Source organism: Ekhidna algicida (assembly GCF_051379705.1).
In the GTDB taxonomy this organism is placed as follows: domain Bacteria; phylum Bacteroidota; class Bacteroidia; order Cytophagales; family Cyclobacteriaceae; genus Ekhidna.
In genome coordinates this window covers 3,859,442-3,872,863 of the sequence record NZ_CP179868.1, presented here as the reverse complement: position 1 = coordinate 3,872,863, position 13,422 = coordinate 3,859,442, and the positions used below count along the sequence as shown (strand labels likewise).

At 38.4% G+C, this 13,422-nt stretch carries 11 protein-coding genes; 4 read left to right on the top strand and 7 right to left on the bottom strand.

Annotated elements, in window-relative coordinates:
• Nucleotides 1-12 precede the first annotated feature (12 nt).
• The 3 genes from ACL8WY_RS17525 to ACL8WY_RS17515 are packed head-to-tail and all read right to left on the bottom strand — an operon-like array spanning nucleotide 13 to nucleotide 3,440.
• Nucleotides 13-252, bottom strand: coding sequence for a hypothetical protein (locus ACL8WY_RS17525; RefSeq protein ID WP_436516062.1), 240 nt, complete (start codon nucleotides 250-252; stop codon nucleotides 13-15).
• Between the two features lie 7 nt (nucleotides 253-259).
• The gene (locus ACL8WY_RS17520; RefSeq protein WP_436516061.1) at nucleotides 260-1,507 is read right to left on the bottom strand and encodes a response regulator; all 1,248 of its coding nucleotides are present in this window, start codon (nucleotides 1,505-1,507) and stop codon (nucleotides 260-262) included.
• Nucleotides 1,508-1,538: 31 nt separating this feature from the next.
• Nucleotides 1,539-3,440 carry an ATP-binding protein gene (locus ACL8WY_RS17515; protein WP_436516060.1) on the bottom strand — a complete coding sequence of 634 codons (1,902 nt, stop codon included), beginning with the start codon at nucleotides 3,438-3,440 and terminating at the stop codon, nucleotides 1,539-1,541.
• Nucleotides 3,441-3,853: 413 nt separating this feature from the next.
• On the opposite strand from ACL8WY_RS17515, the gene ACL8WY_RS17510 reads away from it, so the two are divergent.
• From ACL8WY_RS17510 to ACL8WY_RS17495, 4 genes are read left to right on the top strand one after another with little or no spacing between them, the layout of a single operon-like run.
• Complete coding sequence (locus ACL8WY_RS17510) at nucleotides 3,854-4,417, top strand: SiaB family protein kinase (protein WP_348278751.1); 564 nt, start codon at nucleotides 3,854-3,856, stop codon at nucleotides 4,415-4,417.
• 36 nt (nucleotides 4,418-4,453) lie between these two features.
• The gene (locus tag ACL8WY_RS17505) at nucleotides 4,454-4,843 is read left to right on the top strand and encodes a DUF1987 domain-containing protein (RefSeq protein ID WP_436516059.1); all 390 of its coding nucleotides are present in this window, start codon (nucleotides 4,454-4,456) and stop codon (nucleotides 4,841-4,843) included.
• 14 nt (nucleotides 4,844-4,857) lie between these two features.
• Nucleotides 4,858-5,358 (top strand): hypothetical protein, encoded by a 501-nt coding sequence (locus ACL8WY_RS17500; RefSeq protein ID WP_436516058.1) that lies wholly within the window; start codon nucleotides 4,858-4,860, stop codon nucleotides 5,356-5,358.
• A complete protein-coding gene (locus ACL8WY_RS17495) occupies nucleotides 5,358-5,858 on the top strand; it encodes a hypothetical protein (protein WP_436516057.1) in 501 nt (166 codons plus the stop codon). The genes ACL8WY_RS17500 and ACL8WY_RS17495 overlap by 1 nt, the downstream gene beginning before the upstream one ends.
• Here ACL8WY_RS17495 and ACL8WY_RS17490 read toward each other — a convergent pair.
• The 4 genes from ACL8WY_RS17490 to ACL8WY_RS17475 form a co-directional block, all read right to left on the bottom strand.
• Nucleotides 5,853-7,169, bottom strand: coding sequence for a YihY/virulence factor BrkB family protein (locus ACL8WY_RS17490; RefSeq protein ID WP_436516056.1), 1,317 nt, complete (start codon nucleotides 7,167-7,169; stop codon nucleotides 5,853-5,855). The two genes, ACL8WY_RS17495 and ACL8WY_RS17490, sit on opposite strands and share 6 nt — an antisense overlap.
• 175 nt (nucleotides 7,170-7,344) lie before the next feature.
• Nucleotides 7,345-8,577 carry a metallophosphoesterase gene (locus ACL8WY_RS17485; protein WP_436516054.1) on the bottom strand — a complete coding sequence of 411 codons (1,233 nt, stop codon included), beginning with the start codon at nucleotides 8,575-8,577 and terminating at the stop codon, nucleotides 7,345-7,347.
• Nucleotides 8,578-8,736: 159 nt separating this feature from the next.
• Complete coding sequence (locus ACL8WY_RS17480; RefSeq protein ID WP_436516053.1) at nucleotides 8,737-12,237, bottom strand: efflux RND transporter permease subunit; 3,501 nt, start codon at nucleotides 12,235-12,237, stop codon at nucleotides 8,737-8,739.
• A 6-nt stretch (nucleotides 12,238-12,243) separates the two neighbouring features.
• Nucleotides 12,244-13,419, bottom strand: coding sequence for an efflux RND transporter periplasmic adaptor subunit (locus ACL8WY_RS17475; protein ID WP_436516052.1), 1,176 nt, complete (start codon nucleotides 13,417-13,419; stop codon nucleotides 12,244-12,246).
• Nucleotides 13,420-13,422 lie beyond the last annotated feature (3 nt).

Here is a 13,422-nt window from a genome sequence, read left to right as displayed (position 1 = left end):
TGTTAGGAATAATCAATGAGCAGCTAGAAGTGTCTCATCAACAGTCATTTCATAGAGTTCAGAAAGGGCTAAATTCAGAGATTCTAACAGCTCTTCATCAATCTCTATATCGGGATTAAGATCTTCCATCTCTTTCAGTGTATATCCTTTTCCTCGAATATCATCAACTCGTTTCAGACATATTCTTGTCCATGACTGTGGACTGATATTCTGTGTACACCAATTCTTAAAACTACTAGCTTTTGCCGCCATTAAAATATTATAGTTTAAAGCCTATAATAGATATATCATCATTTAAACTTGACCCTGCTTTCCAAGTTTGGAGATTACTCATCAGGAATTCACGCTGTTCGGCCATCGATTTGTCTTGAGCAGATTTGAGCATTTCCTCAAACTTCTCATAAGTGAATTTAACGCCATCTTCATTCGTTTGATTATAGTATCCATTGGAATACATATAGTACGAAGAATCTGCTTCTATTGCAATCTTGTCAGCTATTGCATCTTCAAAATGATCTCCTTCGTCTCCTTTCAAAAGCGTGGTTTTTTGTCCAGTAAAAACTAACATATCCTGGTTTATCCCACTAAACTGGAGGGTTCGTGCATTATGGTCGAAAACGGCCACAGAAACTTTAAGATCACATTGAAGCTCATCTGAACCCGCTGCGTCGAGTTCATACTTTAGCTCGTTGATAATCTCACCAGAATGGAAGATTTTTCTATCATGTGTCAGGTAATTGAGAACTGAATCAGCAATTAGGGTTTTAAGTGATCCAACAATGCCTTTTCCATCAAACTCTATTAATGACACGACGGTATAATCTTCGGATCTGAAGTTCAATCTAGTCGTCCATACAAACTCTTCACTGAATAGATATTTGGTTTCAAAAATCACAAAATGATCCTTGAATTGTCGGCTTAAATATCTGTCGTTAGGAAGCATCGATTGCTGTAGCAATCCTGCATATCTAATGCTATCAATTAGGCGTTTATTAATCTTATTTAGTTCTTGAGTACGCTCTCTTACCCTACTCTCGAGTTCTACATTACTAACCTCAAGTTCCTTGATATGCTCTTCGCTTTCTGCCGCTTGCTGATAAGTATCAATTGCTCGTTCGAGCACTCCCTTCATCTCATCAAAATTCCAAGGCTTGGTTATGTATTTAAAAATCCCACATCTATTGATACCGTCTTTAATTGCCTCTATATCTGTAAACCCAGTAAGTATAATTTTGATAACATCCGGATGTTTTGGTAGGATTTTTTCCAAAAACTGAGTGCCTGTCATTTCGGGCATCCGCTGGTCAGTTACAATTACCTGAATATCTTCTTGATCCAAGATATCGATTGCCTCAATCGGATTTGTTGAGGTATGGACGTTAAAGAACTTTCTAAAATTAGCTTTGAAAACTCTCAGATTAGTTGCTTCATCATCTACATAAAGAAGCGAAAATTTCTTCTTTTTTACTGAGCTGTCTATTTGTTGCTGGTCATGAATCTCTTCCATCCTTCTACCCTTAGTGTAATGTTGTTAATGATTAATTGCTCTCTGCTACCTCTTTGTCTTCCTTCTTTTTAATCGGGGTGATTTTCTTTGGCAAAGTAATTACAAATTCTGTTCCTTTACCAACCTCACTTGACAGGTCAATCTTACCACCATGCTTTTCTATAATGCCATAGGTAATGGACATACCTAAACCTGTTCCTACTCCTACTTCTTTAGTTGTAAAGAAAGGCTCCCAAATCCTATTCTTAAGCTCATCAGGGATACCAATTCCATTATCTTTTATCCTAACGGAAACTTCGCTATCGGCTTCCTCGGTATAAATTGTAATCTCAGCGTCCTTCTTATCATCAGGCATTGCCTGAACAGCATTGTTCAGAATATTCATGAAGACCTGATTCAACTGGCCTGGATAACACTCGATATCATGCATGCTTTCATCGTAGTGTTTCGTAATCTCAATTTTGCCTTTTGTCTTATTCCTAAGAAGTGTGAGTGTGGCATCAATGTTCTCATTAACATTGGCATTCTTCGCCTCCTCTTCATCAAGCCTAGAGAAGACTCTTAGACCTTTCACGATCTCAATAGTTCTTGTAACCCCGTAGTTGATGTCATTAATTAAATCATCCAGTTCGTCTACTATTTCGTCATACTCATGCTCTTCTTTCAACTCTTTCACTGACTCGAGTACTTCTTCAGAGTCATCTCCGTCATCAATTCTGGTATATTCCTCAGCGATTTCACGCATGGCTTCAATTGACATTTTTAGTGACACCATACCACTCGAAATGAAGTTAATCGGATTGTTTATCTCATGGGCTATACCGGCTGTCAACTGACCCAATGATGCCATTTTTTCAGAGTGAACCAGTTGAGACTGAGCTCCCTTTAAGGAATTCAGCGCATTAGACAATTCTTCCTTAGACTTCTGCTCGTTTTCAAGCAAAGACTGAAGCTTTTTCTCCGCTAGGAATAATTTTTCATTATCCTGAAGTTGCTTATCAGCTAGCTCCCTAATCTCAACTTCAGAATCTTGCAACTTCTTATATGCAAGGTTCAATTCATCTTGAGCTGAAATCAAACGTTCATTAATCTTAATTTGCTCTTCAGAAGACTTGAGCAACTTAGACTCAGATTCTTCCAACTTGAGGTTCTTTTCTTCTAATTCCTTCCTTGAGAGGTAAAGCTTTTTGTTAATAAGCTTTTGCTTTTGGAAGTTAATCTTCAGCTGCTGCTCAGATTTCTTAACCTTGATGAAGGCCTTATTTGCGGATAAGTAGTTGTCACTGGCTAGCTTCACAAGTGGTCGGAAAATGAAGAATCCTTGCACGAGAAAAATACCAATAAAAATGGAGAACCCTACATATTCTGCAAGGCCTAAACTCGTTCCGCGATTTTGCGCCGTGCTTACAAAGTAATTTGTTATGTCACCAGCTGCTGTATCGTATCTTCTGATGGTCCGAACTAAAGCCTCAAAAGATCTTTGCAAGGATAAAAAATTAACATCTGATTTTGTCTCTGTGTATTTAACATCAAGAATATTGGATGTATTCGTATTTATATCAAAAAACAGAAATTTAACTGCCTCTTGAAGCGCCAGGTACTCATCTGTTTGAACCGGTTGTGAGAGATTCAGATCCGCATCCCCATCAATTAGTGCTTGATGTCCTTTTTGCCACTGAGGATATACTCTCCTTAGTTCATTCCTGAAAAAATCAAAGTTGCCTTGACTTTCGGCATATCTCATACCCATTGCAGCCTTTACGATCTGCTGACCCATCTTGGCCTGATTGGCTGAAACCTGAACAACTTGCGGGTCTTGATTGAATGAGTTGGTTATTTCTTTTTGCAGGACAAAAACATAATAGGCTACAGCTCCTATCAAGACCAATGCAGTCAGAATGTAGACATTGGCATATAAATCCTTCTTTAACATACCTTGAACATAGTTGGTTTAAACTCTTAACTAGTTAATCTTTTACTTGCCCTTAGAATTAAAAAAATCCTATTGGTAAGTCCCTCAAATCTATACTAAAAATACAATTATTGGAAATATCACATTTTTATACCGATTTTCCTCTAGTATTAGCTAACAATAATACCTACACTTATTTCGGCATTCGCCTACCATACTAAAGTAATAAAGAAAACCATAATTTGCCTTTTGATAAACTTTTAATCTTTTAAGTGTTAGACATGACATAATTTTACAATCAGAATAATTTCGGGTTGGATTGCTGGCGACCTTAATCGATTGATAATCACTACCAAGTTTTAGGTGCTTAAACATTTGGTTTAATTAGTCATAAGTTCTTACTTTTCCAGCCCAAAGAAAATTACCCCCATTATATGGATTATCTGAGGAGCTATAAAAATATTTATGACCAAAACATTATTCTAATGTTCAAAGGAGAATTGACCTTTGATCTGGTAACAGCCATGATTGGAACATTAGAAGAAAGACTTGAGGAGTTGGAAGAAAACAGAAAGGTTAAGAAGAAGTTTTATAATGTAGCTACCGAATGTATTCAAAACCTATACTATCACCTCGATGAGATTAATGCGGATGATATGAAGGTGAGCAGCTATGATTCAAACTCTGCTCTTATCATGATAGCAGCTAGAAAGAGATTTTACAGCTTGCAAACTGGTAATTATATACCAGCTGATAAAACAAAAGAAATTCAAAAGAGGCTCGATGACATCAACGCGGTTGACGCTGATGAATTAAGAGCTTTATATAAGAAGGTACTTGCGGAGCAGGAATTTTCTGACAAGGGAACTGGCGGACTTGGCTTTATAGATATAGCCAGGAAAACCGGTGGTCAGAAACTTAGATATAAGTTTCAACCTGTTACTGATAAGGTGAGTTATTTCACCTTTCAAATTAGATTGCCAAGAATTGAAGGATAGTACAAAAAGATTAACATACAAACCGTAGAGCGATTTATGGAAAAAGTATTCATCGAACCAACACGCACGACACCCCTGATCAATTTTGATCCGGATGAAGGCATACTGGAAATGAAAGGAAGATCCAGTCCGGAAAACTCCATTCAGTTTTACCAAAGAGTGCTGGATAACCTTGATGAATTCATTACTTCTGAAGGTTTGGAATTTACTGCCAATATTGCTTTCGAGTATTTCAATACGAGCTCATCTAAATGTCTATTTGATATTTTCAAACGATTGAGTAAAATCGAAAATAACGGCAAGAAAATAACTATTAACTGGTACTATGAAGAAGGTGATGATGACATGATGGAGGCTGGGGAAGATTATAGTGACTTACTTGATTTAGATTTTAACTTCTTTGAAATAGAGGAAGACGATTTGTGATCGCAAATAGTTAGATGGAGAAAAACCACGAGCTTTATTACGATGAGATAGATAGTCTCAGAAAATTTCGAGCCAAAATAGAGACTCACGCGATCTATAAGGAGGATCTTGATTCATTTTCAGATGAATATGAGGAGCTTGTGGCCCAGGCTAAAGTAATTACAAGAGTATCAGATAGATTACAGAAAAAGCTTGATAATGCTAATATGCAGATTCGTGAACAAAACGATGAAATCAAGGACAAAAATCTTCAATTGGCTGATACGGTTGATCAACTAGCTAAAGCTAAGGTTGGAAGAAGAGCATCCACTATTTTATTCACCGTTGCAGTTGTTCTATTCATATTAGAGCAGGTGTTACTAGAACCAATCATTGACCAATATTTTGAGACTAAATTCATAAGTCTTGGTATTCTTGGATTGCTCTTTTTACTTGTAAAATTTTCTGAAGGTGCCATGGAATCCTATTTCATGAACAGAGAAAAGAAAAAGATTCTTGAAAAAGAAGATAAATAATGGCGATAGAATTGAATTCAAAGCAACAGAAACTCGCCAAACAGGTCACGAATAATTTCAAGTTTCCACTTTACTTAATCAAAAGCTTACCAATGGGTTGGCTTTCTGGTCTGAGGGTGAGAGAGCTAACTTCAGACAAGTGTACAACTTCCGTACCTTTCAAAAATCTTAACAAAAACCCATTTAAGTCAATCTATTTTGCAGTACAAAGTATGGCTGCTGAACTATCAACAGCTTCGCCTTGTCTATTGGCTATTACCGGACAGAAACCTTCAGTTGCTTTTATCATAGTAGATCTTAAGGCGAACTTCACCAAAAAGGCAACCGATCGCGTCTACTTTACCTGCGAAGATGGCGCGAAAGCTTTTGAGGCTGTTGAGCGATGTATCGAAACAGGACAACCAGCTGAAGCAACCTTTAAAACGGTGGGCAAGATGAAGGATGGAACAATCGTTTCCGAATTCGAATTTACCTGGTCGTTTAAGCAGCGCAAATCATAAATCCTTAATTAGCACATTACTATCACTCAACTTCCATCTTTCATGGATATCATGCAGTGCCTTTTCAATGCTTTTGAATGCGTCCGACTTTCTAGGATCAAAATCCCTCATTCCTTCAGAATCATACTTCGATAGCACCGTTGATAAATCCATTTTATTGATATCAAAGCTTGGTTGATAGGCAATATCTTCTCCATCTACCCTGGTTATCAGCTGAGATCGCTCAAGTTCATAGCAGATATCGACCACATATCTTCGAGGAATATTTACACTTCCCGCAAGATCGTTCATGGAATAAGGACCTTTGTCATTTTCAAAATTCTTTACGACACGATAAAGTAGCAGTAACATCAATTTTCTTTTGTGTAGCAGGCTTATTTTAAGCTTTTCTGAGTCCATTTCCCATTGATCAATATACTGGACGCCATAACATATCTCAGCTCCAAATAGTACTATCAGCCAACTTATTTGCAGCCAAATCAGAAATAAGGGCAGAAATGCTATACTACCATATATGGCATCATATCTAGCAAATGCAAACTGCAGTGAGATGAATGCCTGCTGGTTTAGTTGATATAAGGTACCTGCTACTATTCCAGCAAATAATGCCGGCCAAAACTTGACCCGCGTGTTGGGAAAAATAAGATATAGCCCAAATAGTAAAAACCAGAGAATCGTGTAGGGCAACCACTTAAGCAAGAAAAATATACCTGACTTGATCTGTCCCAGAAATTCATAACTGCTAATGAAATCCTGAATAGTGTCTTTAACAAAAATTGTGGCACTGCTTGCCACAATAAGTAAAACAGGTCCTAATAAGATCACTGCAACGTAATCTGAAATCTTACGCTCCCAGCGACGATTTTTCTTAATATCCCACATGTCATTGAAGGCCGCTTCAATATTCATTAAAAGCCGGATAACCGTGTAGATTAAGAATACTATTGAAAAGCCGACAATACCACCACTTGAACCGCTTAGCATCTTGTCTGCATATGGTAAAACCTGGGCTAATACTTCCTCTTGTCCACTTAGGTACTTGGCTAATTCCCGCTCCATTAGTTCACGAACTCCAAATGCATTTGCTATTGCTACCATCATCGCAATTACAGGAACCAACGAAAGCATAGAGAAGTATGTCAACGCTGAAGCTTTCTCTGCACATTTATCATGGTTGAACTCTTTGATAGCTATGACCCACACGCGAATAAATCCAAACAGAAACCTCTTTCTCTTCGGCAGTGAACTGAGGCGAATCCTCCATAAATCAACATCAATAAATTGGTATATCTGTTTAAATATTTTTAGCATAGGTATCTAACTAAGGCGAAAAGATAAAAAGGAAAGTTAACGAATCGACTTAATTATCAATAAACACAGAAAGAGGGACTTTGGGGTCCCTCTTTCGCCTAATCACCTGTAAAATCACCTATTGTCCTATGACATGAAGATGTAGTTATAACACCTCCGATTTGTCATCCCCTATCTATGATCGCTTTAATTCGAGTATCGTAACTTCTGGCAAGATGCCAATACGTCCGGGGTAACCAATAAATCCATAGCCACGATTGACATAAAGTGATTGATTACCCTCTTGATATAGATCTGCCCATTGCTTATATCTGTATTGGACCGGGCTCCATCTGAAATTCCCTATCTCCACACCAAACTGCATTCCATGGGTATGTCCTGCAAGCATCAAATCTACGTCAGGGTATTGTTGTCGAATCTGTGCATCCCAATGGCTTGGATCATGAGAGAGCAATAATTTAAAAGGCTTCTCTTCGGCACCAGATATGGTTTTTTCCATGTCGCCATATTTAGAGAACCTTCCAGCTCCCCAGTTTTCGCATCCCAAAATCGCAATTTCCTCTCCATCAACTTTTAATGTTCGGTTCTCATTCAACAATAAGTCATATCCCATATAACTATGCATTTCATGCAGACTATTGATGTCTTTCTGTTTAGCCTGTGGTGATTCCCAACTGGTGTAGTCACCATAATCATGATTCCCCATCACGGAGAAGACTCCAAGTGGAGCCGATACTTTCTTGAAAATATCCAGGTATTCTTTTGCCTCTTCACTTCTATTATTTACTAAGTCTCCAGTAAAGAAGGCTACATCAGGTTTTTGATCGTTCAATAAGTCTATACCCCCAGCTACAGCAGTCTTATTGAAGAAACTACCAGTATGAATATCAGAAATCTGAGCAACTCGAATGCCATCAAATGCTTTTGGGAGGTTAGGAGAATAAACAATTCGTTTCCTTACTCGATAGTCATGTGCACCTGAGATAATTCCAAACGACATGGTGGCTACTGGAATGGCTCCCGCTATTAGTGCTGTTTTCTGCATAAAATCAGACCTGGATGTCGAATGACTTTCTTCCACAAAAGGAAACAAATTGACCAACCAGGTTACTCCTCTTCTAATGTCTTCCAGCATCAAAAAGACTGTTGAGAATAGCTTACCAATAAAGAGAACGAAAAAGAATGTGGTGATGTAAAGGCGAAGGTTTCCCAGAATTTTCGGATCTATTTGGCGATACAGCAGTACACCTGTTAGAGAAAGAATACTAACGATCCAATATCCGGTTAAAATAGCTCTTCGCCAGATCGGATTCATACCTTCAGTAATGGAACGCAATGCGACATAGACATACACGTCTAAAACGAGATAGATGGATACTAAAAATACTACGAAATAGATGCGACTCATACTTACAAAAAATCCCCTCGGGTAATCCGAGGGGAATACTATTAACTTAAACCTAACCGACAATATATTCTGAGTAAGAATATATCCTTTTCGTCCCTTGTCTTAACGTGAAATTTCTAGCAAAGGTTAATGAAAATTTTAATTGAAATTTCATTGCAATCACACAGGTTCGGCCAATGAAACTTCTTTAGACACTTTCCTGCTATTGAACCAGAACTTCATTCGATAAGCTATAGTGAATAGCACCGGGACAATAATTAGCGTAAGGAAGGTAGCTACAACTAACCCGAATATCACTGTCCATGCCAATGGGCCCCAGAAAATAACATTGTCACCTCCCAGGAATATATTTGGATTAAACTCTGTGACTAATGTATAGAAATCGATATTTAGACCAATTGCCAACGGGATAAGGCCTAATACTGTCGTTATGGCTGTCAGAATAACTGGCCTCAATCTAGCTTTTCCACCTTTTATTACAATGTCTCTTACTTCATCTTTAGATAAATAATCTTCTTTGCCTAAATCTCTCTTTTCCTTCTCTCGGTCTATGAGCAGCTGGGTATAATCCAGCAGCACTACGCCATTATTCACCACAATACCAGCAAGTGATATAATTCCCATCATTGTCATCATAATTACGAATGACCATCCAGTAATAATCAGTCCATAGAAAACTCCGATGAATGACAAGAAAATGGCTATCATAATAATCAACGGCTTAGAAATTCCACCGAATTGAAAAACTAGAATTAAAGCAATCAAGCCAAGTCCTGAAAAGAATGCACCTACAAGAAATGCCATTTGCTTGTTCTGCTCTTCTATTTGACCTGTGTAATCGATCTTTACGCCATCTGGTAATCCATCGAATTCTTGCATCTCTTCCTGAATTTCTGCTACGATTGCAGCTGCATCTGTAAACCCTGGCTTTAATCCCGAATAGACCAGAACCACACGTTTATTTGATTTATGCTTAATTGCGCTAAAGGAAGAAGTATTCTTTTGAGTAGCCACAGCTGACACAGGAATCTCTTTGATTTTGCCACTTGACTGGTCTCGGAAGATGATGTTCTGATTGAAAAGTGCGCTTTTGTTGTATCTCAAATCTTCATTAAAACGAACATTGATATCATAGTCTTCACCATCTACCTTATAAACACCAGCTTTTTCTCCGAATAATGATCTCCTAAGTTGACTACCCACCTGACCAACTGAGACGCCAAGTTCTCCAGCTTTTTCACGGTCAACCGAAACCTCCATTGCAGGCTTGCCTTTGTTTACATCAATCTTGAGCTCCTCGATTCCAGCAATATTTTTTGTGTTGATGAAATTCCTCATCTGCTCAGCTACACCGATTAGTACATCATAATCGCTACCTTCAATTTCAATGTTAATTGGATAACCGGCGGGAGGTCCATTGGCATCTTTCTCGACTGAAATAGAGACACCAGGATATATACCTTCTAAAGCTTCTTGTACTTTTAGTCTCAACTGCTCCGTATCCTTTCCTCTTCGATATTTAAACTCCCTCATTGAGCTTGTGATCTTCGCTCTGTGAGGCATCTCTGCTGATGAACCTCCATCAGTCTGAGGGTTTCCTGCTCCTTCTCCTACTTGAGATACTGATGACTCTACCAAGTAGTTGAAGTCCCCATCCATGTATTCAGACTCATTAATGATTCCGTAAACACGCTGCTCTATCTCTTTGGTTATTTCATTAGTTTTTTCAATCGCAGTTCCTTGCGGATATTCAATATATACTATGATCTGATTAGGGATATTATCAGGGAAAAACTCGATTTTAGTTCTTTGAGCTCCAACTGACATCCCGAAAAATATGAAAGCAGATATTAATATGAAAAATGTGACTGTGAAATACCAGTATACATTACTACCTCTTACCGCATGCTTTAACCTTCGCTCATACCAATTTTCAAATCGGACTAAGATATTTCTCTGGAATCCATTCGCAGCTTTTTTGATCACATATTTGTAGAGCCAAAACATCACAATAGTGAAAAGCATAATGGTCCCTAAGGCTTTCATTGCTCCGCCTACAATTAAAATGAAAGTACCAAAACCACCGAGTATAAACGTAAGTCTGAATAATTGCTTCTTGGTTAGTTCTTTATCACCTATTTCCATGAACTTAGAGACCAGCATGGAATTCATGAAGATCGCCACAAATAATGATGACCCGAGAACTACTGAAAGTGTAATTGGGAAGTAAATCATAAACTGACCAAACAATCCAGGCCATAATCCCAATGGAACGAATGCTGCCACTGTAGTTGCTGTAGATATAATGATTGGATAAGCAATTTCCGCTATGCCTCGCTTAGCCGCCTGAATACGTGACAGACCTTCTGTTTCCATTAGTCTATATACATTTTCAACAACCACAATTCCATTATCCACCAGCATACCCAATCCCATAATCATTCCAAACAGTATCATGGTATTCAGTGTGTATCCCATGGTATTCAGGATTGCGAAAGACATGAACATTGACATTGGTATTGCAAACCCTACAAAGAGCGCATTTCTGAATCCAAGGAAGAACATTAGTACAGACACTACGAGTATAATTCCGAAGATGATGTTATTCACCAAATCGTTCACCTGATTAAGCGTACGAGCGGATGAATCATTCGAAATGGTTACTTCTAAATCCTGAGGAAATATGTCCTTCTTGGCTTTTCTTACAATCTCCTTTGCCTGATTTACAGCATTAATCATGTTCTTACCGGAACGTTTTTTCACGTCCAGCATTACAACATTATGTCCAAATTCTCTGGCATATGTAGTCCTACTCTCCTCTTTAAAGCTGACCTTGGCTACATCCTTTAGATAAACGGGAGCATTGTTTTCGGATTTAACCACAAAATTTTCCAGCTGCTGAGGTGATTTAATTTCACCTAAAACGCGGATAGTCCGTCTTTGCCCACCAGACTTGATGTTGCCAGCGGACATAGTCATGTTGCCATTACCAACCGCACTTAATATATCTCCAAAACTCACTTTGGCAGCCATCATTTGATACACATCAACAGCAATTTCAACTTCCTTTTCCTGTGCACCTCTAATATCCACTCCTTTGATTTCTTGAAGATCTTCTATTTCATCTTCGAGGTACTCGCCAAACTCCTTCAACTTGCCTACTGGGTAATCTCCGGAAATATTAATGTTCATTATTGGCATTTCCTCAGACAGGGTCAAGTCGAACACATTAGGTTCTACCTTGGCCCCATTGAATAATGGCCAATCTTCTCCAGCTTTCTTTCCATCAACTTTGTCCTTTACTTTCTGCTTAGCTGACTCTACAGTAATCTCCTCATCAAACTCGACTGTTATAATGGAGTAATCTTCTTGAGAGGTTGAAGTAATTTCAACTACGTTACTAACATTCTTCAGCTCGTCTTCTAATGGATCTGTAATCAATCGCTCAATATCCTCAGCAGTATTACCGGGAAATGGAGTGCTTATGTAAATCTTTGTTTCCTTTATTTCTGGAAAGTCCTCTCTTGGCATTGCTTGATACGAAGAGAATCCGATGTACAGGAATATGGCAATCATTACGTAGATAACTGACGGGTTGTCAATTGCCCACGATGATAGTCGAAATTCCTTATCTACTTTTTTCTTATTGGAATCCGCCATGTTTTCTTAGTCGTTTAGAATCTTAACTTGTTGACCATCCTTCACACTTCTTGCGCCTTCCAAAATGATGTTTTCTTCACTGCCTATTCCAGAAAGAATTTCAACTTTTCCATCTTGTGTTTTACCAGTAGTAATGATCGCGCGCTGTGCTGTTGCGGTCTTGTCACCCTTAACATCTCTTACTACATATACATATTGCTCTCCCTCTGCATTTTCAGAAATTACACTTTGCGGAATCAGTATGGCCGCCTCGCTGTAGTAGTCATTTATATGAACCTTGGCGGTAAGGTTTGGCTTAATCATGCCGTTCTGGTTTGGAACTGGAATGCGTACATTAAATGATCTGTTATTTGGATTGATGTAGTTGCCGGTTTCTTTCACTTTTGCCTCTAAGGTCTTGTTAATGATTGGAAAGAATACCTTCACGTCTTTACCGGGAACTACACTCGCTATAAATGTTTCTGGGACCAAAACCTCGATATACATATTCGATAGATTAACTATTCTGAAAATCTCTGCGCCTGGTCCGGGGCTGACCACAGTGCCTTGATCCTTAATCACATCATCAATAACGCCAGAAAATGGCGCGCGGATGTAAAACTTCTCAAGCTGCTTCTTCATTTGATCAACCGCATTCTTTTGAGATTCATAATTGGTTTTTGCTTGTAAATACTGAATCTCACTACCAATTTTCTGGTCCCATAATCTCTGTTGACGTTCGAATGTGGTTTTGGCTAAATCCAATTGTGTTTTCATTTGAATTAGCTGGCTTTCTAATCCTCCATCATCAATGGTACCAAGAAGTTGACCTTTTTGTACACGCTGGCCTTCCTCTACATGTACTCTAACTAAAGTACCGGCTGCTTCTGGATAAATGAGTAGATTTTGCTTTGTAGTTACATCACCTTGCAGTTCTACAAAGTGATAAAATTCTGCAATGCTTGTCTGAAAAGTGGTCACCAATGGTAGATTGGAATTCTCTGTATTAGCTGCAATAGCAGAATCCAACAGTGCCATTTGTCCTTCCAATTCTTTGTGTTGAGCAGAAAGTTCTTTCTTCTTAGCTCGAATATTTTCCATATCTCCCTCAGCCAAAATTGAACTGATGGTTGATTCGTTTTCTCCGCACGCAACAATTGCGAATGCGACAAATAGTGTTAGTATGTGATTGATCTTACGCATGAT

Bases quoted from the DNA above. Each gene is read 5' to 3' on its own strand.
- ACL8WY_RS17495 (WP_436516057.1), top strand. From the start codon at position 5,358: ATGGCGATAGAATTGAATTCAAAGCAACAGAAACTCGCCAAACAGGTC.
- ACL8WY_RS17485 (WP_436516054.1), bottom strand. From the start codon at position 8,577: ATGAGTCGCATCTATTTCGTAGTATTTTTAGTATCCATCTATCTCGTT.
- ACL8WY_RS17505 (WP_436516059.1), top strand. From the start codon at position 4,454: ATGGAAAAAGTATTCATCGAACCAACACGCACGACACCCCTGATCAAT.
- ACL8WY_RS17510 (WP_348278751.1), top strand. From the start codon at position 3,854: ATGGATTATCTGAGGAGCTATAAAAATATTTATGACCAAAACATTATT.
- ACL8WY_RS17475 (WP_436516052.1), bottom strand. From the start codon at position 13,419: ATGCGTAAGATCAATCACATACTAACACTATTTGTCGCATTCGCAATT.
- ACL8WY_RS17490 (WP_436516056.1), bottom strand. From the start codon at position 7,169: ATGCTAAAAATATTTAAACAGATATACCAATTTATTGATGTTGATTTA.
- ACL8WY_RS17520 (WP_436516061.1), bottom strand. From the start codon at position 1,507: ATGGAAGAGATTCATGACCAGCAACAAATAGACAGCTCAGTAAAAAAG.
- ACL8WY_RS17525 (WP_436516062.1), bottom strand. From the start codon at position 252: ATGGCGGCAAAAGCTAGTAGTTTTAAGAATTGGTGTACACAGAATATC.
- ACL8WY_RS17515 (WP_436516060.1), bottom strand. From the start codon at position 3,440: ATGTTAAAGAAGGATTTATATGCCAATGTCTACATTCTGACTGCATTG.
- ACL8WY_RS17500 (WP_436516058.1), top strand. From the start codon at position 4,858: ATGGAGAAAAACCACGAGCTTTATTACGATGAGATAGATAGTCTCAGA.
- ACL8WY_RS17480 (WP_436516053.1), bottom strand. From the start codon at position 12,237: ATGGCGGATTCCAATAAGAAAAAAGTAGATAAGGAATTTCGACTATCA.